This window comes from Streptomyces sp. NPDC027672, from assembly GCF_055566335.1.
Genome location: NZ_JBVHSO010000014.1, coordinates 64622 through 88086, shown reverse-complemented (window position 1 = coordinate 88086; position 23465 = coordinate 64622). Strand labels below are relative to the sequence as shown.

Here is a 23465-nt window from a genome sequence, read left to right as displayed (position 1 = left end):
AGGCGGGAGGGCGCCGCACGGTGCCCTCCCGCCTCCGCTCGCTGGGCGTGCTACTTCAGGGCCGCCTGCATCATCGCCTTGGCCACGGGCGCGGCCAGGCCGTTGCCGCTCACTTCCGAGCGTGCCGCGTCGGACTGCTCCACCATCACCGCGACGGCCACTTCCTTGCCGTTGCCGTCGGACTTGCCGTAGGAGGTGAACCAGGCGTACGGCGACTTGTCGTTGTTCTCGCCGTGCTGCGCGGTGCCGGTCTTGCCGCCGACGGTCACGCCGTCGATCAGCGCGTTGGTGCCGGTGCCGTCCTTCACCACGGTCTCCATCGCCGACCGCAGTTGCTCCGCGGTGCGGGAGCCGATGATCTCCTTGGTGTCCGTGTCGTCGTCGTAGTCCTTCAGCACATCACCGCCGCCGTCGGTGATCCGCGCGACCATGTGCGGCGATACCAGCTTGCCGCCGTTGGCGATGGCCGCGGACACCATGGCCATCTGCAGGGGCGTGGCCGTGACGTTGAACTGGCCGATGCCGGACAGGGCCGTCTGCGACTTGTCCATGCCGGAGGGGTAGACGCTCGGGTAGGCGCGCACCGGCACGTCCTGCTCCTCGTCGTTGAAGCCGAACTTCTCGGCCATGGCCCTGACCTTGTCCTGCCCGAGCTGGACGGCCAGATGACCGAAGACGTTGTTGCAGGAGTAGCGCAGGGCGACCCGGAGCGAGGCGTTCCGGCACGGCGCCGACTTGCTCTCGTTCGGCAGCTCGCGCACCGTGCCCGGCATGATGTACGGCTGGGGGCTGTCGGTGGGCTCGTCCACGTTCTCGTACAGCCCGTCCTCCAGCGCGGCGGCCGCGACCACCAGCTTGAACGTGGAGCCCGGCGGCAGCGGCTGGCGCAGCGCGCGGTTGGTGAGCGGCTTGTCCTTGTCCGCGTTGAGCCGCTGCCACGCCGTCCCGGCCGTGCCGGCGTCGGTGAGCGTGGACGGGTCGTACGACGGGGTGGAGACCACCGCGAGGATCTTGCCGGTCTTCGGGTCGAGCGCGACGGCCGCGCCCTTGGTGCCGCCCAGCGCGCGGTAGCCCGCCTTCTGCACGGCCGGGTCGATCGTCGTGACCACGTCGCCCGGGTCGGCGCGCCGGCCGGTGACGGTGTCCATCACGGTCTTCAGCTGGTTGTCCGTGCCGTTGAGCAGATCGGTGTAGATGCCCTCCAGCTGGGTGGGCGCGTACGCCTGCGAGGCGTAGCCCGTCACCGCCGCGTACAGCCTGCCGTCGGTGTACGTCCGCTTGTAGGCGAGGTCGCTTCCTTTCGTCCGTGTCGAGCCGGTGATCGCCTCCCCGGCCACGATGATGTTCCCCAGGGGCCGTGAGTAGGTCGCGATCACGTTCCGCCGGTTGTCGTTGTCGTCCGCGAGGGCCTGGCCGTCGTAGTACTGCAGCCATGTCGCCCTGACCAGCAGGGCGAGCACGAGCAGCAGCGCGAAGACGGACGCCCGCCTGATCGTCTTGTTCATCCCGCCCGGAAGACGAGCGCAACGGGGTCGATCGTTCCCTTACGGCCGTTTTTCTCATCCGGCGTTCAGCCGGCCGGCCCGTCCGCCCGGTCCGCCAGGACCAGCACGACCTCCTCGATCTCCCGCCCCCGCGCGTTCGCGAACCCCCGCGCCCGCGCCGTCTCGCGGAACCCGCACTTCCGCAGCACCCGCAGCGAGCCGGCGTTGTCGGCCGCGGCGCGCGCGTACAGCGGCCGGTCGCGCACCTCGGCGAGCAGGGCCCGCAGCGCGGCCGTCGCCACGCCCCGGCCCCAGTACGCGCGGTCGATCCAGTACGTCACCTCGCGCTCGCCGGGCACTCCGTACACCGCAGCGGTGCCCACCACGGCGCCGTCGGCCAGCACCGCGCGCAGGACGTGGGAGGTGCCGCGCAGCCGTTTCCAGTAGGCCGCGAAAGCCTCCCGGTCGTCCAGGCCGTCCGGGCAGAAGGCGGCCATCCGCACGGCCTCCGGGTCCGTCATCTGGCGGCGGACCACCGGCAGATCACCGTCCTGGACGGCCCGCAGCACGATCTCCATGACCCCGAGCCTACGACCCGGACGCGCAGCCTACGACCCGGGCGCGCAGCCTACGACCCGGGCGCGGCGCCGACGATCCGGGCGTGGCGCCGGCGACCCGGGCGCCGGGCGGACGGCCCGGCCCTCGGGTCCGCGGGCCGGATCTCAGAGCCTGCGGGTCGCCAGCGTCAGCCGGTCCCGCGCGTCGAACAGCGCGTCCTTGATCAGTTGCTCGTGGGCGGGCGTCAGCCGGGCTACCGGGACCGAGCAGCTGATGGCGTCCCGGGCGGGCGTGCGGTACGGGATGGCCACGCCGAAGCAGCGCAGGCCCAGCGTGTTCTCCTCGCGGTCGACCGCGAAGCCCCGCTCCCGGACCTGGTGCAGCTCCTCGATGAGCCGCTCCCGGTCGGTGAGGGTGTGCTCGGTGAGCGCGGGCAGCGTCTCCGGCAGCATCTTGCGCACCTGCTCGTCGGTGTAGGTGGCGAGGATCGCCTTGCCGAGCGAGGTGGAGTGGGCCGGCAGCCGGCGGCCGACCCGGGTGAAGGGGCGCAGGTAGTGCTGGGACTGCCGGGTCGCCAGATAGACCACGTTGGGGCCGTCGAGCCGGGCCAGGTGGATGGTCTCCGTGGTGTCGTCCGAGAGCCGGTCCAGGGTCGGGCGGGCGGCGGCCACCACCTCGTCGCCGTCGATGTAGGAGGTGCCCACGAGCAGCGCCCGCACCCCGATGCCGTACCGGGTGCCGGTGGCGTCCGTCTCCACCCAGCCCAGCTCCACCAGCGTGCGCAGCAGCATGTAGAGGCTGGACTTGGGATAGCCCACGGCCTCCTGGACGGCCGCGAGCGAGTGCATACCGGGCCGGCCGGCGAAGTATTCGAGCAGCTCAACGGTCCGTACCGCGGACTTGACCTGCGCCCCGCCCCCTGTGTCGCCTGCCGTCATCGCCCTTGACCCCTTCGTTCGACGAGGACCGAGATATATAGTCTCCGAAGCGTTCATCATCAGAGACAGTGTTCAGTATATCGAACGCGCTCGGGGTGACGCGCACGTTTCGAAGAGTGCGGCCTTATTTGGGAGGGACCCGCGGTGGCAGCAGCACCAGTCTGGAGTGTCGACCCGCGCACCGGGAAGCAGCGCGAACAGGTTGCGGTGGAGGCCACCGCCGAGGAGATCGACGCGGCCGTCCGGGCGGCCCACGCGGCGCGGGAGGCCCTCGCCGACCGCACGGTCCGCGCCGCCTTCCTGCGCTCGGCCGCCGCCGGCCTGGAAGCGGCCCGGGACGGCCTGGTGGAGACCGCCGACGCCGAGACCGCGCTCGGCCCGGTCCGGCTGAACGGCGAACTCGCCCGTACGGCCTACCAGTTGCGGGCCTTCGCGGACATCGTCGACGAAGGCGCCTTCCTGGACGTCGTCATCGACCACCCCGACGACACGGCCACCCCGCCCGTGCCGGACCTGCGCCGCTACAAGGTGCCGCTCGGCGTCGTCGCCGTCTACTCCGCCTCCAACTTCCCCTTCGCCTTCTCCGTCGCCGGCGGCGACACCGCGAGCGCGCTGGCCGCGGGCTGCCCGGTCGTCGTCAAGGCCCACCCCGACCACCCGGCCCTGTCCGAGCGGGTCGCCGGGGTGCTGCGCGCGGCCGCCGCCGGGCACGGCATCCCGGAGGGCGTCGTCGGCCTGGTGCACGGGTTCGCGGCGGGCGTCGAGCTGATCAGGCACCCGCTGGTCGCCGCGGCCGGCTTCACCGGGTCGGTGCGGGGCGGCCGGGCACTCTTCGACGCCGCCGCCGCCCGCCCGGTGCCGATCCCGTTCCACGGCGAACTGGGCTCGCTGAACCCGGTCCTGGTGACCGAGGCCGCCGTGGCCGAGCGGGCCGAGGAGATCGGCTCCGGGCTCGCCGGCTCGATGACCCTCGGCGTCGGCCAGTTCTGCGTCAAGCCCGGCCTGGTGCTGGTGCCGTCCGGCGACGGGGGCGACCGGCTGGTGAAGTCCCTGGCCGACGCGGTCGGCGGCACCGGCGCCGGCGTGCTGCTCGACCACCGGATGCGGGACAACTTCCTCGCCGGCGCGGCCGAGCGCGCCGGGCTGCCCGGGGTCGACACGCCGGTCGCCCCGGGCGCGGGCGACGAGCACACGGTCAGCGCCGGTGTCCTCACCGTGCCGGCGGCGAAGCTGGCCGAGCGGGGCGCGCACGACCTGCTGCTGGAGGAGTGCTTCGGACCGGTGACCGTGGTGGCCCGCTACGCCGACGAGCAGGAGGCCAAGGCCGTCCTGTCCCGGCTGCCGGGCAACCTCACGGCGACGGTCCAGGTCTCCTCGGACGAGGCCGCCGGCCGGGGCCGGGGGCCCGAGCTGCTCGCGGAGCTGACCCCGCTGGCCGGGCGCGTCCTGGTGAACGGCTGGCCGACGGGTGTCGCGGTGGCACCGGCCCAGCACCACGGCGGCCCGTACCCGGCGACCACCTCCACCTCCACCTCCGTGGGCGGCACCGCCATCGAGCGGTGGCTGCGGCCGGTGGCCTACCAGAACGCGCCGGAGGCCCTGCTGCCGGCCGAGCTGAAGGACGACAACCCCCTCGGCCTGCCCCGGCGGTTCAACGGGCGGCTGGAGCGGTAGCACCCCGGCCGCCGGGCGGGAACCGGCCACGGCCGCGGTGCTGACCGCAACCGTCCGGCCGGTCCCCGGCCGGACGGCCGGGGCGCGCGGTCCCGGCCGGCGCCGCGCGGCTCGGCGCCAAGCGGGAATGAAACGGGCTGCTTGAACGTTCACGCACCCGGCCGGGGAAAGCCCCCGCAGCCGTACCACCCGGAGAGAGCCGAAGACATGCGCGTCGAGATCTGGAGCGACATCGCCTGCCCCTGGTGCTATGTGGGCAAGGCCCGCTTCGAGAAGGCGCTCGCTGCCTTCCCGCACCGCGACGAGGTCGAGGTGGTGCACCGCTCCTTCGAACTGGACCCGGGCCGCGCCAAGGGCGACGTCCAGCCCGTGCTCACCATGCTGACCGCGAAGTACGGCATGAGCGAGGCGCAGGCCCAGGCCGGCGAGGACAACCTGGGCGCCCAGGCCGCCGCCGAGGGCCTGGACTACCGCACCCGGGGCCGCGACCACGGCAACACCTTCGACCTGCACCGCCTGCTGCACCTCGCCAAGGAGCACGGCGCGCAGGACCGGCTGCTCCAGGTCCTGTACCGGGCCAACTTCGCCGAGGAGCGCTCCCTGTTCACCGAGGGCGACGACCGCCTGGTGGAGCTGGCCGTGGAAGCCGGGCTGGACGCCGGGGCGGTCCGCGCGGTGCTCGCCGACCCGGACGCCTACGCCGAGGAGGTCCGCGCCGACGAGCAGGAGGCCGCCCGGCTCGGCGCCACCGGCGTGCCGTTCTTCGTCCTCGACCGGACCTACGGCGTCTCCGGCGCCCAGCCCGCCGAGGTCTTCACCCAGGCGCTGACCCAGGCCTGGGGCGAGCGCTCCCCGCTGCGGCCGGTCGGCCGGGCGGACGCCGAGGCGTGCGGCCCCGACGGCTGCGCGGTCCCGTCGCACGGCTGACACCGCCGGCCGGCGCGGTCCCATAAGCGTTCCTTGGAGGAACCGGGCAGAAAATCGCGATGGACGCAGGCACCGCCGGGCCGCACAGTGGTCCCATGGAGACCACGGAGACCTTCGACCGCCTCGTCCGCGCCGAGTTCCGCCCGCGGAGCACCTACCTCAACACCGCGAGCAACGGCCTGCTGCCCGCCCGCAGCGTCGCCGCCCTCCAGGAAGCGGCGCTGCTGCGGGCCGAGGGCCGGCCGCTGACCCCGCTGTACGAGGACGTGGAGGCGAGCCGGGCCGCGTTCGCCCGGCTCGCCGGGGTCCCGGCCACCCGGGTCGCCGCGGGCGCCTCGGTCGCGGCGCACACCGGTGTGATCGCCGCCGCGCTGCCCGCGGGAGCCGAAGTCCTGACCGCCGAGGACGACTTCACCTCCGTGCTCAACCCGTTCCACGTCCGCGGCGACCTCAAGGTCCGCACGGTCCCGCTGGAGCGGATCGCCGAGTCCGTGCGGCCGGGCACCGCGCTCGTCGCGGTCAGCGCCGCCCAGTCCGCCGACGGCCGGCTCGCCGACCTGGCCGCCCTGCGCGAGGCCGCCCGCACCCACGGCGCCCGCACCTACGTCGACTTCTCCCAGTCCGCCGGCTGGCTGCCGGCCGACGCGGACGCCTTCGACTTCACCGCGAGCGTCACCTTCAAGTGGCTGCTGGGCCCGCACGGCGCGGCCTTCCTCACCGTCCCCGAGGACTTCGGCGGACTCACGCCCGTCCTCGCGGGCTGGGTCGCGGCCGAACGGCCCTGGGAGAGCTGCTACGGCCCGGTGGCCGAACTCGCCCGCTCCGCCCGCCGGTTCGACCTCACCCACGCCCTGTTCACCTTCGCGGGCCTGCGCCGCTCGCTGGAACTCATCGAGGAACTCGGCGTCCCGGCGATCCACGCGCACGACACCGCCCTCGCCGACCGGTTCCGCGCGGGCCTCGCGGACCTCGGCCACGAGCCGGTGCCCGCGCCCGGCTCGGCGATCGTCTCGGTGCCCGGACTCGGCTCCCGCCAGCCCCGGCTGAGCGAGGCGGGCATCGAGGTCTCCGACCGCTCGGGCCATCTGCGCGCGGCCTTCCACCTCTACAACACGCCCGCGGACGTGGACCGGCTGCTGGACGCGCTGTCCGGCTGACCGCCCCGGCGCCCGATGCCGGCTCCCGGTTCCGGCGCCGCGGTACGCGCCGGGGGCCCGCGCACACCCGCGCGGGCCCCCGGGACGGCGTGGTTCAGCGGACCGGTGTGAAGTCCCGGGCCCCGACGAACTCCGGGCGCCGCACCGGCGCCGCGAACGGCTCCACGGCCGTGTTCTCCACGCTGTTGAACACGATGAAGACGTTGCTGCGCGGGAACGGCGTGATGTTGTCACCGGAGCCGTGCATGCAGTTGCAGTCGAACCAGGTCGCCGAGCCGGCCTTGCCGGTGAACAGCCGGATGCCGTGCTCGTCCGCCAGCCTGGTCAGCGCCTCGTCCGAGGGCGTGCCCGCGTCCTGCATCCGAAGGGACTTCTTGTAGTTGTCCTTCGGCGTGGCCCCGGCGCAGCCCAGGAACGTCCGGTGCGAACCCGGCATGATCATCAGGCCGCCGTTGGTGTCGTGGTTCTCGGTGAGCGCGATCGAGACGGACACCGTCCGCATGTGCGGCAGGCCGTCCTCGGCGTGCCAGGTCTCGAAGTCCGAGTGCCAGTAGAAGCCGCTCGCGCCGAAGCCCGGCTTGACGTTGATCCGGGACTGGTGGACGTACACGTCCGAACCGAGGATCTGCCGCGCCCGGCCGACCACGCGCTCGTCGCGCACCAGACCGGCGAACACCTCGCTGATCCGGTGCACCTCGAAGACGGAGCGGATCTCCTGCGACCGCGGCTCCACGACGGCGCGCTCGTCGGCGCGCACCGCCGGGTCGGAGACCAGCCGGTCCAGCTCCCGCCGGTACACCTCGACCTCGGCCGGGGTGATGAGCTGGTCGACGGCGAGGAAGCCGTCCCGCTCGTACGCCTGGAGGCCGGCGGCCGGGATCGGGCCGGGAGTGTCCGGGGCACCCCAGAGGACCGGGTCCTGCCGGGGGAGGGTCACCTCGGTGGTGCCGCGGGTCGGGTAGAGGTCCCTCACGGTGGCGGTGGTCATGTCCTTACGCCTCCTCGGGCTCGGTGAGCAGCGGGTACACCCCGTTCTCGTCGTGGTCCTCCCGGCCGGTGACCGGCGGGTTGAACACGCAGAGGCAGTGGAAGTCCTCCTTGACGCGCAGCGTGTGCCGCTCGTGCCCGTCGAGGAGGTACATGGTGCCGGGCGTGATGGTGTACGTCTTGCCGGTCTCCCGGTCGGTGAGTTCGGCCTCGCCCCGGGTGCAGACGACGGCCTCGACGTGGTGGGCGTACCACATCGACGTCTCGGTCCCGGCGTACAGGATGGTCTCGTGCAGCGAGAAGCCGACCCGCTCCTCGGCGAGGACGATCCGCTTGCTCTCCCAGGTGCCGGACGCCGCCTTCACATGGCGGTCGGTGCCTTCGATGTCCTTGAACGATCGCACGATCACGGTGGGTTCCTCCTCTGTGCCAGGCGCTTGCTAGGCGGTCTCGCGGACGGCGCGGGCGAGGATGCCGAGGCCCTCGTCCAGTTCCTCGGGGGTGATGGTGAGCGCGGGCAGCAGCTTGACGACCTCGCTCTGCGGGCCGGAGGTCTCGATGAGCAGGCCGAGTTCGAAGGCGCGCCGGGCGACCTTCGCGGCCCGCTCCTTGTCGTGGAACTCCAGGCCCCAGACGAGCCCGCGCCCGCGGTACTCCTTCACGTCGGCGAGGTTCTCCTCGGTGAGCGAGATCAGCTCCCGCTCGACCTGCTCGCCGCGGGTGCGGGTCTGCTTCTCCATCGCCGAGCCGTCGCTCCAGTACGTCTCCAGCGCGGCGGTGGCGGTGACGAAGGCGGGGTTGTTGCCGCGGAAGGTGCCGTTGTGCTCGCCCGGCTCCCAGATGTCCAGCTCGGGCCGGAACAGGCACAGGGACATCGGCAGGCCGTAGCCGCTGATCGACTTGGAGACGGTGACGATGTCCGGCGTGATGCCCGCCTCCTCGAAGGAGAAGAACGCGCCGGTACGGCCGCAGCCCATCTGGATGTCGTCGACGATCAGCAGCATGTCCTGCCGCTCGCACAGCTCCTTCAGCGCGCGCAGCCACTCGGGCCGGGCGACGTTGATGCCGCCCTCGCCCTGCACGGTCTCCACGATCACCGCGGCCGGCTTGTTCAGCCCGGACCCCTGGTCCTCCAGCAGTCGCTCGAACCACAGGAAGTCCGGCACCCGGCCGTCGAAGTAGTTGTCGAACGGCATCGGCGTGCCGTGCACCAGCGGCACCCCGGCGCCGGCCCGCTTGAAGGCGTTGCCGGTGACGGCCAGCGAGCCCAGCGACATGCCGTGGAAGGCGTTGGTGAACGACACGATGGCCTCGCGGCCCTTCACCTTGCGCGCCAGCTTCAGCGCCGACTCCACCGCGTTGGTGCCCGTCGGCCCCGGGAACATCACCTTGTACGGCAGGTCGCGCGGCCGCAGCACCAGGTCCTGGAAGGTCCGCAGGAACGACCGCTTGGCCGTGGTCGACATGTCGAGACCGTGGGTGACGCCGTCCCGCTCCAGGTAGTCGATCAGCGCCCGTTTCAGCACCGGGTTGTTGTGGCCGTAGTTGAGTGATCCGGCACCGGCGAAGAAGTCGAGGTAGGCATGGCCGTCCTCGTCGTACATCCGGCTGCCCCGGGCCCGGTCGAAGACGACGGGCCAGCCGCGGCAGTAGCTGCGCACCTCCGACTCCAGGGTCTCGAAGACGCTCAGGTCGGGCTGGGTGATGGTCACGTGCGGGGCTCCTCAGTGGGCGGTGGAGGCGGTCAGCGGGCCGATGCGGTACAGGACTTCGGGGTCGTGCGTGCCGCCCGGGAACAGGCCGGCGGGGAACAGCACCTCGCGGGTGACCCGTGCGCCGTGCCGTTCGGCGAACGAGGTGAACAGCCGCTCGGAGGCGGTGTTGCCGGGCGTGATGGTGGTCTCCAGCTCGGTGATGCCGCGTTCGGCGGTGAGCCGGGCGGCGAGGCCGTCCAGCAGCTTTCCGGCGATGCCGAGACCGCGGTGGGCGGCGTCGACGGCCACCTGCCAGACGAGCAGGGTGCGGGGACGGCCGGGCCGCAGGTAGCCGGTGACGAAACCGACCGGCTCCCCGTCCACGCCCCGGGCCACCACCGAGGTGCCGGCGAAGTCCCGGCACCACAGCAGATAGCTGTAGGAGGAGTTCAGGTCGAGGGTTTCCGAGTCTTTGGCGATCCGCCAGAGAGCGGCTCCGTCGGTGGTCGCCGGATGGTCGATGAGCAGGTCTGCGGGTGCGGCAGTCATGCGGCACGAATTTAGCGAGGCGAATTCGAAAATGCACGGGAGCGACGGCGCGGTGTCCTGGGCCTATCGGGGAAATGTCCGCAATGCCCGGCGGCAAAAGGGTGCAAATCACCTTCGTTGTGGAGTGTGTCACAGCCCGAAAAGCCGGACGTATCCGTCCGCAAACTCTTCTGTTTAGCCCTGCAAAAAGCGGGCAGAAGAAGACGGGAAGCTATCGTCCGGGGAATTGGCGGACTTTGTGAAAGTGAATTGAATTCAGTAGCCGATGGCCCCGTCGATACGTTCACGCAACAGATCGGCATGCCCGTTGTGCCGCACGGTGTCCTCCGGACACGGCGACGGCCCGCGCCGTGGGCGCGGGCCGTCGTCATCCGGCCGGCCGCTGCCGGGCCGTCGCTGCCCGGCCCGTCGGGCCCGTTACTGCCAGGCGTTCTTCACGGCGCGGTGGGCGGCGGGGAGGTTCACCTCGTGGCCCTGTTCCGCGAGGGCCGTGCCCAGTGCCGTGAGGCAGTCCCGCACCGCGTCCTCGGTCGCGTCGGGGCCGTAGTGGTTGACCCGGACCATCTCCTGGGCCAGCGCCCCGCCGCCGGCCGCCAGCGGCAGCGCCGGATCGCTCGCCAGGGCCCGCGCCACCAGCTCCGACGCCACCACACCGGAGGGCACCCGCAGCGTCGTGGCGACCGGCGCCGCGTCCCGCTCCTCGTGCACGTACGGCTCCAGGCCCCCGCCCAGCGCCACCGCGCCGGCCCGCGCGGCCAGCGCCGCGCGCCGGTGCCGGGCCATCACCGCTTCCAGTCCGTCCGCCTCGATCCGCTCCAGGCACGCCTGGAGCGCCAGCATCTCCAACTGGGCCGGCGCGTGCGGCAGCACCGTGCGGCCGGCGTCGGTCCAGCGCTCCTTCCAGTCCAGCAGGGACAGGTAGGACCGGCGCGGAGCGTTCGGGTTGGCGGCCATCCGGGCCCACGCCCGCTCGCTCACCGAGATCGCCGACACCCCCGCCGGACCGCCCATCGCCTTCTGCGCCCCGATCACGCACAGGTCCACGCCCCACGCGTCCGGCAGCACCGGCTCCGCGCCCACGGAGGCCACCGCGTCCAGGTAGAACAGGGCGCCCTGCTCCCGCACCGCCTCGCCGATCTCCGCGACCGGGTTGGTGTTGCCGGTCGCCGCCTCGGCGTGCACCAGCGACACGAAGTCGATCTCCGGGTGCTCGGCGAACGCCTCCCGGACCTGCCCGGCGGTCACCGCCGTGTGGAAGGGGACCGCGAGGTCGTACACGGTGGCGCCGGCGTCGCGCAGCCAGTGGCCGAAGGTCTGGCCGTACGGGCCCGTGATCACGTTCAGGGCCACCGTGCCCGGGCCGGCCGCGGCGCGGATCGCGCCCTCCAGCGGCAGCAGCGCCTCGCCCTGGGTGATCAGGACGTCCTGCCGGGTGTCCAGCAGCCGGGCCACCGCGTCCTCGATGGCGGCGAAGCGCTCGGCACTCAGCGGGGGCAGGTCGAGGAAGGGGTGGGTCACGGTGTGCTCTCTCTTCGTACGCCAGAGTTCGATTCCCTCGATCTTAGGTCCAACCCCTCCGTTACCATGGGTTTGATTTGAGGGGCCCAAACTTCTCCTTATAATCGGAACCCTTCGTTCCCCTACCGGGAGATTCCCGCCATGACAACGCTCCTCGGACGCCGGACCCGCGCTCTGGCAGCCATCACCGTGACGGCCGGGCTCGCGCTCGTGGCCGGCTGCTCCTCGGACGACAGCGGGGGGAGCGGCAAGACCACCGTCAAGGGGGTCCACCTGGCCAAGGCCGGCCGGCTGACCACCTGCACCCACCTGCCGTACCCGCCCTTCCAGTCGGAGATCGACGGCAAGGTGCAGGGCTTCGACGTCTCCCTGATCGACCTCGTCGCGCGGGACCTCGGCGTGGAGCAGCAGATCCGTGACACGCCCTTCGAGAACTTCAAGACCGGCGCCTTCCTGAACTCCGGGCAGTGCGACCTGGCCGCCGCCGGCATGACCATCACCGACGAGCGCAAGAAGAACGTCGACTTCTCCGACCCGTACTTCGAGGCCACCCAGGCCGTCCTGGTCGACAAGGGCAGCGGCATCGGCTCGCTCGCCGACGTCAAGTCCAAGGGCAGGAAGCTGGGCGCCCAGGCGCAGACCACCGGCGAGGACTACGTCCGGGGCAAGGGCTTCGACCCGGTCTCCTTCGAGTCCTCCGACGCCGTCCTCAACGGCCTGCGCACCGGCCAGGTCCAGGCCGTCGTCATCGACTACCCGGTGGTCCAGGGCTGGCTGAAGGACAAGGCGTTCGCGGAGAAGTTCAAGGTCGTCGACAGCCTCAAGACCGGCGAGCAGTACGGCTTCACCGTGAAGAAGGGCAACAAGGCGCTGCTCGACGCCGTCAACAAGGCCCTCAAGCAGGCCAAGGCGGACGGCACCTACAAGAAGATCTACGAGAAGTGGATCGGCCCGTACGACGCCTCCGTCGCCTCCCCCGCCGCCTCATGACCGATACGGACACCACCCTCCAGCCCAAGAAGAAGGGACTGACCCGGCGGCAGAAGCGCGGCCTGTCCCGGGGCGCGCAGTACGCCGTCTTCGTCGCGGCCGTGATCGCGTTCGCGGTCTCGGCCGACTGGGGCCGGCTGGCGAACCAGTTCGCCCAGGCCGACATCGCGCGGCAGATGTTCCCGGACGTCATCACGCTGGCGCTGAAGAACACCGTGCTGTACACGCTGTCCGGGTTCGTCGTCGGACTCGCCCTGGGCATGCTCCTCGCGCTGATGCGGCTGTCCTCCGTGGGCCCCTACCGCTGGCTGGCCGGCGTCTACATCGAGATCTTCCGCGGGCTGCCCGCCCTGCTGATCTTCATCTTCGTCGGGGTGGCCGTCCCCCTCGCCTTCCCGGGCACGGAGATCCCCGGCGGCACCTACGGCAAGGTCGCCATCGCGCTCGGCCTGGTCTCGGCCGCGTACATGGCGGAGACCATCCGCGCCGGCATCCAGGCCGTGCCCAAGGGGCAGCTTGAGGCGGCCCGTTCGCTCGGCTTCTCGCCGGCCAAGGCCATGGTCTCCATCATCGTCCCGCAGGCGTTCCGGATCATCCTGCCGCCGCTCACCAACGAACTCGTCCTGCTGTTCAAGGACTCCTCGCTGGTGCTGTTCCTCGGCGTGACACTGGAGGAGCGGGAGCTGTCCAAGTTCGGCCGCGACCTCGCCAGCACGACCGCCAACTCCACGCCGATCCTGGTCGCGGGCCTGTGCTACCTGCTGGTCACCATCCCGCTCAGCTTCGTCGTGCGCCGTATGGAAGCCAAGGCCCAGGAGGCGATCCGGTGAGCCGCCCGGAGATCGAGGTCCGCGGACTGCACAAGTCCTTCGGCGACAACGAGGTGCTGCGCGGCATCGACCTGGAGATCGGCCAGGGCGAGGTCGTCTGTGTCATCGGCCCCTCCGGTTCCGGCAAGTCGACGCTGCTGCGCTGTGTGAACCTGCTGGAGGAGCCCACCCGGGGCCGGGTCTTCGTCGGCGGCACCGAGGTGACCGACCCGGACGTCGACATCGACGCCGTACGCCGTCGTATCGGCATGGTCTTCCAGCAGTTCAACCTCTTCCCGCACCTGAGCGTCACCGAGAACCTCACCCTGCCCCAGCGCCGGGTCCTCGGGCGGGACAAGGCGACGGCCGCGCGGACCGCCGCGGAGAACCTGGCCCGGGTCGGCCTGTCCGAGAAGGCGGACGCCTACCCGGCCTCCCTCTCCGGCGGCCAGCAGCAGCGCGTCGCCATCGCCCGCGCGCTCGCCATGGGCCCCGAGGTGATGCTGTTCGACGAGCCGACCTCCGCCCTCGACCCGGAGCTGGTCGGCGATGTCCTCGCGGTCATGCGCATGCTCGCCCGGGAGGGCATGACGATGATGGTCGTCACCCATGAGATGACCTTCGCCCGCGAGGTCGCCGACCGGGTCGTCTTCATGGACGGCGGAGTGATCGTCGAGGAGGGCGGTCCCGAGCGGGTCATCGGCGCTCCGCAGCACGAGCGCACCCGGCACTTCCTGTCCCGGCTGCTCGACCCGGCGATGGCCGAGGTGGAGGAGGAGACCTCCGGCCGGGTGGGGAAGTCCGAACCGTAGGCCGTTAGGGTGCGGTGCATGAGCGATGGCGCGGTGCTGCACGTGAAGGGCCGGGTCCTGGCCGGGCCGGACGACGTCCGGGACGAGCTGTGGGTGGTCGGGGGCCGGATCTCCTACGACCGGCCCGCCGGCGCCCGCGAGGTGCGCACCGTCACCGGCTGGGCGCTGCCCGGCCTGGTCGACGCCCACTGCCACGTGGGGCTCGACGCGCACGGCCCGGTCGACGCCGGGACCGCGGAGAAGCAGGCGCTCACCGACCGGGACGCGGGCGCCCTGCTGATCCGGGACGCCGGCTCGCCCTCCGACACCCGCTGGACCGACGCCCGCGAGGACCTGCCGAAGATCATCCGGGCGGGCCGGCACATCGCCCGCACCCGGCGCTACATCCGCAACTACGCCTGGGAGATCGAACCGGACGACCTCGTCGCCTACGTCGCGCGGGAGGCCCGGCGCGGCGACGGCTGGGTCAAGCTGGTCGGCGACTGGATCGACCGCGACCTCGGCGACCTCGCCCCCTGCTGGCCCCGCGAGGCGGTGCAGGCGGCCATCGCCGAGGCGCACCGGCTCGGCGCCCGCGTCACCGCGCACTGCTTCGCCGAGAGTTCGCTGCGCGACCTGGTCGAGGCGGGCATCGACTGCGTCGAGCACGCGACGGGCCTGGGCGAGGACCTGGTCCCGCTGTTCGCCGAGCGGGGCGTCGCGATCGTGCCGACCCTCGTCAACACCGCCACCTTCCCGAAGCTGGCGGAGAGCGGCGAGCGGAAGTTCCCGCGCTGGTCCGCCCGGATGCGCCGGCTGCACGAGCGGCGCTACGACACCGTGCGCGGCGCCTACGACGCCGGCGTCCCGGTCTACGTCGGCACGGACGCCGGCGGCTCGCTCGCCCACGGGCTGGTCGCGCGGGAGGTCGCCGAGCTGGTCACCGCCGGCATCCCGCCCGTCGCGGCGCTGTCGGCGACGAGCTGGGGCGCCCGCGCCTGGCTCGGCCGGCCCGGCCTGGACGAGGGCGCGCCCGCCGACCTGGTGGTGTACGACACCGACCCGCGGGCGGACGTACGGGTGCTGGCGGCGCCGCGACGGGTGGTCCTGAACGGGCGGGTCGTCGCGTAGCCGGACCCCCGATTCGAATCACCGTGCGGGGTATTCACGTTCGGGTGAAGTAGCCCCGGAACGCTGACCGTTCACCCACACCGGGGACAAGGTTGACGGGTCCCAAGCACGTTCCCTTCTGGGGGGTCCCACCACCTTGAACCGCAACGACTTCCGCATGCCCGGACGCCGGCTGGCCGCGCTCGCCACGGTCACCGCCCTCACCACGGCGCCCGCCGTCCTGGGCACGGGCACCGCGCAGGCGGCCACCGGCCACGGCAGCGCCTCCGCCGTCGTGCTGCGCACCGCACTCGACGTGTCCCTGCTGAACAAGACCGTGAACGTCCCGCTCGCGGTCTCCCTCGACGAGGTCCACGCACCGCGGAGCGCCGACCGCACCGCGCTGTCCGCCCGGCTCGACGGCGTCGACGGCGGCAAGCCGTTCACGGTGCTCGCCGCGGACGTGGCCGAGTCGAAGGCCACGGCCACCGCCCGGCGCGCCGAGGGCTCCGTCCGCATCGCCCACGCCAGACTGCACGTCCCCGGCCTGCCGCTGCTGTCCCTGATCGAGGCGGACGCGATCACCGCGAAGGCCACCTGCGCGGTCGGCGAGGCACCCACCGCCGCCGCGAACGTCCTCGGCACCGTCACCGTCCTGGGCCGGCGCGTCACCCTCACCGCCGGCGGCCCGGCCGAGGTGAAGGTGCCCGGCGTCGGCGAGGTCCGCCTCGACCTGTCCCAGCGGACCACCACGACCCGCACGGCCGCCGCGACCGCCCTCGAACTCAAGGTCTCCGTCAACCCCTTGAAGCTCAACGTCGCCGACGTCGAGGGCACGCTCACCCTGGCCCGGGCCGGCTGCGAGTCCCCGGCGGCCCCGCCCACGGGCACGCCCGTGCCGAGCCACGACCCGGCCGCCGACGTCCGCCCCCAGGGCGGCCCGGCCGAGGCCGACCTCGCGGAGACCGGCGGCAACCCGGCCACGCCGTACCTCGCCGGCGGCGCCGTGGCCCTGCTGCTGGTGGGCGGGGGAGCGCTGGCGCTGGCCCGCCGCCGCAGGAACTGACCCCCAGGCCCCTCCGGCACCGGGCCCCTCCGGCACCGGGCCCCTCCGGCACCGGTTCCAGCCGGGCCGGAGGCGGCCGGTTCCGTCAGGTGCCCGGCGGCCCGGGGACCTCCAGGGCGGCCGACAGGGCCCGCAGGAAGGCGTCCACCGTCACCCGGTCCCGGACGGCCACCCGCAGCCAGTCCGCGCCGAGCCCCGGGAACGTGTCCCCGCGGCGCACCGCGTAACCCAGGTCCCGCAGACGGCGCCGCACACCGGCGGCGCCGTCCACGCCGACCAGCACGAACGGTCCCTCCGCCGGCTGGACCACCCGCACTCCCCGGGAGGCGAGCGCGGTCAGGCCGGCCACCAGGTGTGCCCGGTCGCCGGCGATGCGGTGGGCCGCGTGCCCCGCCTCGGCCAGCGCCCGCGGTGCCACGCAGGCCCGCGCCGCCGCCAGCGCCGGTGTCGACACCGGCCACAGCGGCTGGGCCCGCTCCAGCGCGGCGATGGTCTCCGGCGCGGCCAGCACATAGCCGATGCGCAGACCGGCCAGCCCCCAGGTCTTGGTGAGGCTGCGCAGCACCACCAGCCCCGGCACGTCGGTGCGCCCGGCCAGCGCCTCCCGCTCGCCCGGCACCGCGTCCATGAACGCCTCGTCCACCACCAGGGTCCGCCCGGCGCGGGCGAGCGCGGCGACCGTTCGCGCCGGGTGCAGGACGGACGTCGGGTTGGTCGGGTTGCCGATCACCACCAGGTCGGCGTCTGGCGGCACGGCCGCCGGATCGAGCCGGAAACCGTCCCGCTCCCGCAGCAGCACCCGCTCCACGGCATGCCCGGCGTCCCGCAGCGCGGCCTCCGGCTCCGTGAACTGCGGGTGGACGACGACGGGCCGGCGCACCTTGAGCGCCCGGGCCAGCAGTACGAACGCCTCCGCGGCGCCCGCCGTCAGCAGCACCCGCTCCACCGGCAGCCCGTGCCGCGCGGCCACCGCCGCCCGTGCGGCCCGCCCGTCCGGGTAGGCCGCGAGGGACGCAAGCGAGCCGGCGATCTCCTCCCGCAGCCACGGCGGGGGCGTGTCCGCGCGGACGTTCACGGCGAGGTCCACCAGCGCGGCCCCGCCGTCGCGCACCTCGGCGTCCCCGTGGTGGCGCAGGTCGTGCCCCGGGTCCTCAGTGCGCATGGCTGTGCGAGTGCCCCCCGTGGTGGTGGCCGTGGTGGTGGCCGTCGTCGTCCGGGTGGAAGTGCGGCTGCTGCGGCAGCCCGACCTTGTCCTCGAACCCGGGCAGCGCGATCCGGTACACGCACGAGTCGCAGTTCATGCGCAGATCGCCCGCGACGGCCTCCTCGTACCGCTCCAGCACCAGGTCCAGCAGCTCCGGCTCGGGCCCGATGACGTCGGCCGACCGCACGTCGGCCGCGGGGTGCGCGGCGGCCCACTCCTCGGTCTGCCGTCGCACCCGGTCCGGCAGGATGCCGGTGAACAGGAAGTACGGCAGGACGACGATCCGCCGGGCGCCCAGCGCGGCGCACCGGTCCAGACCGCTCGGCACGTCCGGCGCCGCCAGCGACACGAACGCCGTCTCCACCCCGGCGTACCCGCGGCCCTCCCACAGCAGCCGCGCCGCCTTGAACACCTCGGCGTTCGCGTCCGGGTCGGTGGAGCCGCGCCCGACCAGCAGCACGGTCACCTCCGAGCGGTCCACGCCGTCCAGCACCTCCTCCAGCCGCCGCTCCAGCACGCGCAGCAGCGCCGGGTGCGGGCCCAGCGGGCGGCCGTAGGTGTAGGAGATGCCCGGGTGCCGTTCCTTCTCGCGGGCCAGCGCCGCCGGGATGTCGCCCTTGGCGTGCCCGGCGGACACCAGCATCAGCGGCACCGCGGCGAACCGGCGCACGCCCTGTCCGACCAGTTCGGCGACGGCCTCGCCGAGCGGCGGCGGGGACAGTTCGATGAAGCCGCCCGCGACGGGCAGCCCGGGGCGGCGGCGCCCCAGTTCCCGCACGAAGTCGCGGAACGCCTCGGCGCCGGCGTCGTCGCGGGTGCCGTGTCCGGCGATGAGCAGGGCGGGCGGGGTGGTCACGAGGTCTCCTCGGGGTGTGAAACGGGGTGGTACAGCAGGGCGTTGAGCGCGGCGGACGCGACCGCCGACCCGCCCTTCTCGGACACGTTGCTGACGGCCGGCAGTCCGCTGGCGCGCAGCGCGGCCTTGGACTCCACCGCGCCGACGAAGCCGACGGGCAGCCCGATGACGAGCGCGGGGTCGGCGTCCAGGGCCAGCAGTTCCTCCAGCGCGGTCGGCGCGTTGCCGATCACCCAGAGGGCACCGGGGCCGACCTGCTCGTACGCGAGCCGGATCGCGTGCGCGGACCGGGTCAGACCCGGCCCGGCCACGGCGTCCCCGAGCCGGCAGACGGTCTCCCGCCGGGTGATGCCGGCCGCGACCATCTGCACGTCCACGACGACGGGCGCCCCGGCGTGCAGCGCGGCGTGCGCCCGCACCAGGTCGTCCTCGGCCATGACGAGGTCGCTCGCGTACTCCAGGTCGGCGGCGGAGTGGACGACCCGCTCCACCACCGCCCGGGTCAGCGGCGGGAAGTGCGAGGTGTCCAGGCGGGCGCGCAGCCGCCGGTAGGACTCCTGCTCGATGGGGTGCACGACACGGCTCACTCGGCCTCCTCCTGCCAGCGGTAGCCGCGCGGGGTCACCATGCGCCCGGCGATGATCCGGGTGGCGGTGTTGCCGACGGTGACGACCGTCATCATGTCGACGGTCGCCGGATCGAGCGCGGCCAGCGTGGTGACCCGGCTCGACTCGTCCGGCCGGGACGCGTTGCGGACGACACCGACCGGCGTGGCCGGCTCCCGGTGTTCGGCGAGGAGCGCCAGCGCCTTCGGCAACTGCCAGTCGCGGCCCCGGGAGCGCGGGTTGTAGAAGGTGACGACGAGGTCCGCCTCGGCCGCCGCGCGCACCCGGCGCTCGATGACCTCCCACGGCGTGTGCAGGTCGGACAGGCTGATGGACACGTGGTCGTGGCCCAGCGGGGCGCCCAGCACCGCACCGGCGGCCAGCGCGGCCGTCACGCCGGGCACCCCGACCACGTCGATGTCGTCGGACGCCTCCGCGAGCGCGGGGGAGGCCATGGCGTACACGCCGGCGTCCCCGCTGCCGATCAGCGCCACCGCGTGTCCCGCGCGGGCCTCGGCGACCGCGGTGCGCGCCCGCTCCTCCTCCGCGCCGAGCCCCGACTCCAGCACCCGGGTGCCGGGCCGCAGCAGATCCCGGATCTGGTCCACGTACTGGTCCAGCCCGACCAGCACCGAGGCCCGCCGCAGCTCGGCCGCGGCGCGCGGGGTGAGCAGGTCCCGGGCGCCCGGCCCGAGCCCGACCACCGCGAGCCGCCCGCGCCCCGGCCGCCGTACCACGGCACAGGTCGCCATCGCCGGCCGTCCGTCGGCGCGCCGCGACTTCCGCTTGGGCACGAGGAGTTCACCGCCCCGCAGCAGCGCGGCGGCCTCCGCCACCGACGGGGTGCCGACGGCCGTGAGCGGCGCGTCGGACGGGTGGGGCACCTCCACGTCCGCCAGTTCCCCGGCGGAGTAGGTCACCAGGGGCACCCCGAACCGCTCGGCGGCGGCCACGATGCCCGGCTCGTCCGCCTTGGCGTCCACGGTGGCCAGCTCGCCGACCGACCGCGCCGACAGCCCCGCCTCCCGCAGCGCCTCCTCGACCAGGCCGACGACCTCGCCGGCCGGCGCGCCCCGGGACGCCCCGACCCCGACCACCAGCGACGGCGGACGCAGCAGCACCTCCCGCTCGCCCGGCACGGCGTCCCGGTCGGTGACCCGGATCGTGTACGGCCCCTCGGGCGCGAGCGGCAGCGGCGGCAGCGGCCACGCCACCTCCGCCGCCAGCGCGACCGGTTCGCCGTCCAGCAGCGCCCGGGACACCGCGGCGACCGCACCCTCGTACGGCAGCCCGAGCGTGTCCAGGCCGGGCAGTCCGGCCGCGTCCGTCGCGGTCGTCACCACCGGCTCCGCGCCCAGCACCCCGCCCACCGCGCGGGCCAGGTCGTTGGCGCCGCCGCCGTGCCCGCCGAGCAGCGACACCGCGAACCGGCCGCCCTCGTCCACGCAGACCACACCCGGGTCGGCCGCCTTGTCACCGAGCAGCGGCGCGAGCAGCCGCACCACCGCGCCCGTCGCCAGGAAGCACACCAACTGCTCGCACTCGGCGAACGCGGCCCGCACGGCCTCCCCGACGGCACCCTCGTACACCCGCGTGCGGTCCGGCCAGGCCGCGGCCAGCCGGTCCCGCGCCGCCGCCCCCGCCGCGGTGGCGGAAATGAGGCCGATCACTGGACAACTCCTTCACTGAACGCCGGGGCGCGCACGCCCCACAGCAGAAACACCGGATTGGTGGCCGCCAGCCGGGTCACGTCCCCCGGCAGCGGCGCAAGACGCGAGGACTGCAACAGCACGCCGTCGCAGGCGAACCCGGCGTCCGTCAGCGCCGCGCGCGCCGCCGGCACCCGGTCCAGCGCGGCCATGGCGACGACGACCGTCCGCCGCGCCCGGCGCGCGCACGCGGCGACGACGGCGGGCAGCTCCCGGCCCCCGCCGCCGACGAACACCGCGTCCGGATCACCGGCCAGCTCCGCCAGCGCCTGAGGCGCCGCGCCGTGCACCACCTCCACGCCGACGCCGTGCGCGTCCGCGTTGGCCCGGACGCGGGCCACCGCGTCCGGGGACTTCTCCACGGCGACGACGGCCGCGCCGAGCCGCGCGCACTCCACCGCCACCGAACCCGAACCGGCGCCCACGTCCCACACCAGGTCGCCCAGGCGCGGCCCCAGCCGGGCCAGCGCCAGCGCCCGCACCTCGAACTTGGTGATCATCGAGTCCCGGTGCGCGAACGCGTCCTCCTCCAGCGCCCAGCGCGCCGGCGCCCCGGGCACCCCGGCGACCGTGCGCACCGCGCCGAGCGCCCGCGCCTCGTCCAGGCACAGCACCACGCTCACCGCCGTACCCCAGTCCCGGACCGCCGCCTCGGCGGCCGTCACCCGCTCCACGCGTTCGCGCTCCGGGTCGCCGAGGGCGCTCGCCACCACCAGCACCCGGTCCCCGGGCAGCGCCGCGCCCAGTTCGGCGGGCCCGGCCCCCGGACCGGTCAGCACCGCCACCTTCGGCCGGGCCCGGCACACGTTCACCGCCGTCCGCAGCTCCCGGCCGTGCGCGCTGACCACGACCGCGTCGTCCCAGGGCAGCCCGATCCGGGCGAACGCGGCAGCCACCGAGGACACGCCGGGCCGCACGTCCAGCAGCCCGGCACCGAACCGCTCGGCCAGCGCCCGCACGATCCCGAAGAACCCCGGGTCGCCGGAGGCCAGCACGGTGACCGGCAGCTCCTTGCCGACGTACTCCGCGATGGTGTCCAGCGCGGGCGCCAGCGGCCCGAGCACGACCCGCGCGGCGCCCTCGGGCAGCCGTACGGCATCCAGGTGCCGCCGGCCGCCGGCCACCAGCGCGGCCCCCGCCACGGCGTCCGCGGGAACCGGCGCCCCGGTCCCCGTGCCCACGACCGTGATCAACTCTTCGTCCTCCGCTCGCGCAGCTCCCGCCGCGCCTCGGGGTCGGCCTTCCGGTAGCCGTGGAAGTGACCCGGGTGGTACAGGTGCGAGCGGGTGCCGTGGGCCTCGAGCGCCGGACCGACCAGGAACAGCGTGTGCTTCCACAGCTTGTGCTCCTTGACCGTCTCCTCCAGCGTCCCGACCGTGCACTTCACGATCAGCTCCTCCGGCCAGGTCGCCTGGTACGCGACCACCACCGGCGTGCTCGTCGGATAGCCGCCCTCCAGCAGCTCCCGCACGAGCTGCCCGCTGCGCGCCGCCGACAGGAAGACCGCCATGGTGGTGCCGTGGCGGGCGAACTCGCGGACCTCCTCGCCGGGCGGCATCGGCGTCTTGCCGCCGCCCAGCCGGGTCAGCACCACCGACTGCGCGACCTCCGGGATCGTCAGCTCGCGCTGCGCCAGCGCGGCCACGGCCGAGAACGCGGACACGCCCGGGACGACCTCGGTCGCGATGCCGATCTGCGCGCAGCGGTCCAACTGCTCCTGCGTGCCGCCCCACAGGGCCGGGTCACCGGAGTGGATGCGGGCGACCTTCAGCCCCTCCTCGAACGCACGTCGGTACACGGCGACCACGTCCTCCAGCGACAGGGCCGCCGAGTCCAGGATCTCGGCGCCCTGCCGCGCGTGGTCGAGGACCTCCGCCTGGACCAGGCTCGCGGCCCAGATCACGACGTCGGCCTCCGCGATGGCCCGTGCGGCCCGGAACGTCAGCAGGTCGGCGGCGCCGGGGCCGGCACCGACGAAGGTCACCTTGCCGGTGGTGGCATCGGCCATGGGAAATCGGTCCTCTCCTACGAGTACTGCGGTGGTTGCCGGCGGACGTGCGGGAACCCGGGTGCATCCGATAGCAAGGGGCTATGGCGGTCTTCGTCGCGCTCGGCGCGTTCCTGATGACGCTGGCCGGCGGCTGGACGGCGCAGCGCGTGACCGACCGCCGTCATCTGGTCCTCGGCCTGGCCGGCGGGCTGATGCTGGGCGTGGTCGGCCTGGACCTGCTGCCGGAGGCGCTGCACACCACCGGCCGCGAGCTGTTCGGCGTCCCGGCCGCGCTGCTGCTGTTCGTGGCCGGGTTCCTCCTCGCCCATCTGGTGGAACGCACCCTGGCCGCGCGCCAGGCCGCCCACGGCGGCGCCGAGGACAGCCGGCACCGGACGCCCGAGGTGGGTCTCGCGGCGGCCGGCGCGATGGTGGGCCACAGCGCCATGGACGGCGTGGCGATCGGCGCGGCCTTCCAGGTGGGCGGCGGCATGGGCACGGCCGTCGCGCTCGCCGTGATCGCCCACGACTTCGCCGACGGCTTCAACACCTTCACCGTCACCAGCCTGTACGGCAACGCCCGCCGCCGGGCCGTCGGCATGCTCCTCGCGGACGCCTGCGCACCCGTGCTGGGCGCGCTGTCCACGGTCTTCGTGCACATCCCCGCACCCGTGCTCGGCGGCTATCTCGGTCTCTTCGCCGGCGTCCTGCTCTATCTCGCCGCCGCCGAGATCCTGCCCGAGGCCCACCACGAGCACCCGGCCCGCTCCACCCTGCTGTGCACGGTGGCCGGTGTCCTGTTCATCTGGCTGGTGGTCGGCGTCTCCGGCTGAACCGGCCGGCCACGGG

At 73.7% G+C, this 23465-nt stretch carries 23 protein-coding genes and 1 pseudogene; 9 read left to right on the top strand and 15 right to left on the bottom strand.

Translation table 11 applies throughout. The annotated features are described in order from the left end of the window. Positions 1 to 50 precede the first annotated feature (50 nt). The 3 genes from ACZ4SV_RS29310 to ACZ4SV_RS29300 all read right to left on the bottom strand — a co-directional run bounded on the left by ACZ4SV_RS29310 (position 51) and on the right by ACZ4SV_RS29300 (position 2980). Entirely contained in the window at positions 51 to 1505 is a 1455-nt protein-coding gene (locus tag ACZ4SV_RS29310) for a peptidoglycan D,D-transpeptidase FtsI family protein (RefSeq protein ID WP_468007765.1), read from the bottom strand. Positions 1506 to 1570: 65 nt separating this feature from the next. Next, positions 1571 to 2062 (bottom strand): GNAT family N-acetyltransferase, encoded by a 492-nt coding sequence (locus ACZ4SV_RS29305; protein ID WP_468007763.1) that lies wholly within the window; start codon positions 2060 to 2062, stop codon positions 1571 to 1573. A gap of 144 nt (positions 2063 to 2206) precedes the next feature. Next, a complete protein-coding gene (locus ACZ4SV_RS29300; protein WP_397948228.1) occupies positions 2207 to 2980 on the bottom strand; it encodes an IclR family transcriptional regulator in 774 nt (257 codons plus the stop codon). A gap of 144 nt (positions 2981 to 3124) precedes the next feature. Between ACZ4SV_RS29300 and ACZ4SV_RS29295 the strand changes: the two genes are divergently transcribed. From ACZ4SV_RS29295 to ACZ4SV_RS29285, 3 genes are all read left to right on the top strand, one after another. Continuing rightward, positions 3125 to 4654: an aldehyde dehydrogenase (NADP(+)) gene (locus ACZ4SV_RS29295; protein WP_468007761.1), complete on the top strand. Its 1530-nt coding sequence runs from the start codon at positions 3125 to 3127 to the stop codon at positions 4652 to 4654. Between the two features lie 207 nt (positions 4655 to 4861). After that, a complete protein-coding gene (locus ACZ4SV_RS29290) occupies positions 4862 to 5581 on the top strand; it encodes a DsbA family oxidoreductase (protein ID WP_397948225.1) in 720 nt (239 codons plus the stop codon). A 95-nt stretch (positions 5582 to 5676) separates the two neighbouring features. After that, a complete protein-coding gene (locus ACZ4SV_RS29285) occupies positions 5677 to 6738 on the top strand; it encodes an aminotransferase class V-fold PLP-dependent enzyme (RefSeq protein ID WP_468007759.1) in 1062 nt (353 codons plus the stop codon). Positions 6739 to 6832: 94 nt separating this feature from the next. Here the strand turns inward: ACZ4SV_RS29285 and thpD are convergent, their stop codons facing one another. The 6 genes and pseudogenes from thpD to ACZ4SV_RS29255 all read right to left on the bottom strand — a co-directional run bounded on the left by thpD (position 6833) and on the right by ACZ4SV_RS29255 (position 11486). Further along, positions 6833 to 7726: an ectoine hydroxylase gene (gene thpD, locus ACZ4SV_RS29280; RefSeq protein ID WP_468007757.1), complete on the bottom strand. Its 894-nt coding sequence runs from the start codon at positions 7724 to 7726 to the stop codon at positions 6833 to 6835. A gap of 4 nt (positions 7727 to 7730) precedes the next feature. Then, positions 7731 to 8135, bottom strand: a complete 405-nt coding sequence (locus ACZ4SV_RS29275) for an ectoine synthase (RefSeq protein WP_468007755.1) — start codon at positions 8133 to 8135, stop codon at positions 7731 to 7733. A 30-nt stretch (positions 8136 to 8165) separates the two neighbouring features. After that, positions 8166 to 9437, bottom strand: coding sequence for a diaminobutyrate--2-oxoglutarate transaminase (gene ectB, locus ACZ4SV_RS29270; RefSeq protein ID WP_365874217.1), 1272 nt, complete (start codon positions 9435 to 9437; stop codon positions 8166 to 8168). Between the two features lie 12 nt (positions 9438 to 9449). Then, the gene (gene ectA, locus ACZ4SV_RS29265) at positions 9450 to 9968 is read right to left on the bottom strand and encodes a diaminobutyrate acetyltransferase (protein ID WP_365874219.1); all 519 of its coding nucleotides are present in this window, start codon (positions 9966 to 9968) and stop codon (positions 9450 to 9452) included. Positions 9969 to 10223: 255 nt separating this feature from the next. Then, positions 10224 to 10295, bottom strand: a pseudogene (locus tag ACZ4SV_RS29260) (mycothiol transferase); the annotation flags it as partial. A gap of 90 nt (positions 10296 to 10385) precedes the next feature. Next, the gene (locus tag ACZ4SV_RS29255; protein WP_468007752.1) at positions 10386 to 11486 is read right to left on the bottom strand and encodes a pyridoxal-phosphate-dependent aminotransferase family protein; all 1101 of its coding nucleotides are present in this window, start codon (positions 11484 to 11486) and stop codon (positions 10386 to 10388) included. A 141-nt stretch (positions 11487 to 11627) separates the two neighbouring features. Here ACZ4SV_RS29255 and ACZ4SV_RS29250 point away from each other — a divergent pair, with 141 nt between their 5' ends. From ACZ4SV_RS29250 to ACZ4SV_RS29230, 5 genes are all read left to right on the top strand, one after another. Beyond that, the gene (locus ACZ4SV_RS29250; RefSeq protein ID WP_468007750.1) at positions 11628 to 12476 is read left to right on the top strand and encodes a basic amino acid ABC transporter substrate-binding protein; all 849 of its coding nucleotides are present in this window, start codon (positions 11628 to 11630) and stop codon (positions 12474 to 12476) included. Beyond that, positions 12473 to 13306 carry an amino acid ABC transporter permease gene (locus ACZ4SV_RS29245; protein WP_365883532.1) on the top strand — a complete coding sequence of 278 codons (834 nt, stop codon included), beginning with the start codon at positions 12473 to 12475 and terminating at the stop codon, positions 13304 to 13306. The genes ACZ4SV_RS29250 and ACZ4SV_RS29245 overlap by 4 nt, the downstream gene beginning before the upstream one ends. Further along, complete coding sequence (locus tag ACZ4SV_RS29240; protein WP_397948213.1) at positions 13303 to 14097, top strand: amino acid ABC transporter ATP-binding protein; 795 nt, start codon at positions 13303 to 13305, stop codon at positions 14095 to 14097. The genes ACZ4SV_RS29245 and ACZ4SV_RS29240 overlap by 4 nt, the downstream gene beginning before the upstream one ends. 18 nt (positions 14098 to 14115) lie before the next feature. Next, a complete protein-coding gene (locus ACZ4SV_RS29235) occupies positions 14116 to 15207 on the top strand; it encodes an amidohydrolase family protein (protein ID WP_365883530.1) in 1092 nt (363 codons plus the stop codon). 136 nt (positions 15208 to 15343) lie between these two features. Next, complete coding sequence (locus ACZ4SV_RS29230; protein ID WP_468007747.1) at positions 15344 to 16252, top strand: SCO1860 family LAETG-anchored protein; 909 nt, start codon at positions 15344 to 15346, stop codon at positions 16250 to 16252. An 85-nt stretch (positions 16253 to 16337) separates the two neighbouring features. Here the strand turns inward: ACZ4SV_RS29230 and cobC are convergent, their stop codons facing one another. From cobC to cobM, 6 genes are read right to left on the bottom strand one after another with little or no spacing between them, the layout of a single operon-like run. Then, the gene (cobC, locus tag ACZ4SV_RS29225; RefSeq protein ID WP_468007745.1) at positions 16338 to 17414 is read right to left on the bottom strand and encodes an Rv2231c family pyridoxal phosphate-dependent protein CobC; all 1077 of its coding nucleotides are present in this window, start codon (positions 17412 to 17414) and stop codon (positions 16338 to 16340) included. After that, a complete protein-coding gene (locus tag ACZ4SV_RS29220) occupies positions 17404 to 18312 on the bottom strand; it encodes a sirohydrochlorin chelatase (protein WP_365876804.1) in 909 nt (302 codons plus the stop codon). Before ACZ4SV_RS29220 ends, cobC begins: the two co-directional genes overlap by 11 nt. Next, complete coding sequence (locus ACZ4SV_RS29215; RefSeq protein WP_468007743.1) at positions 18309 to 18899, bottom strand: precorrin-8X methylmutase; 591 nt, start codon at positions 18897 to 18899, stop codon at positions 18309 to 18311. Before ACZ4SV_RS29215 ends, ACZ4SV_RS29220 begins: the two co-directional genes overlap by 4 nt. Beyond that, positions 18896 to 20587, bottom strand: a complete 1692-nt coding sequence (gene cobJ / locus ACZ4SV_RS29210) for a precorrin-3B C(17)-methyltransferase (RefSeq protein ID WP_468007741.1) — start codon at positions 20585 to 20587, stop codon at positions 18896 to 18898. The genes ACZ4SV_RS29215 and cobJ overlap by 4 nt, the downstream gene beginning before the upstream one ends. Beyond that, positions 20584 to 21819 carry a precorrin-6y C5,15-methyltransferase (decarboxylating) subunit CbiE gene (gene cbiE, locus ACZ4SV_RS29205; RefSeq protein WP_468007739.1) on the bottom strand — a complete coding sequence of 412 codons (1236 nt, stop codon included), beginning with the start codon at positions 21817 to 21819 and terminating at the stop codon, positions 20584 to 20586. The genes cobJ and cbiE overlap by 4 nt, the downstream gene beginning before the upstream one ends. Then, positions 21816 to 22634 carry a precorrin-4 C(11)-methyltransferase gene (gene cobM / locus ACZ4SV_RS29200; RefSeq protein ID WP_468007737.1) on the bottom strand — a complete coding sequence of 273 codons (819 nt, stop codon included), beginning with the start codon at positions 22632 to 22634 and terminating at the stop codon, positions 21816 to 21818. Before cobM ends, cbiE begins: the two co-directional genes overlap by 4 nt. An 83-nt stretch (positions 22635 to 22717) precedes the next feature. Here cobM and ACZ4SV_RS29195 point away from each other — a divergent pair, with 83 nt between their 5' ends. Beyond that, entirely contained in the window at positions 22718 to 23449 is a 732-nt protein-coding gene (locus ACZ4SV_RS29195; protein WP_468007735.1) for a ZIP family metal transporter, read from the top strand. The last annotated feature ends 16 nt before the right edge of the window (positions 23450 to 23465 follow it).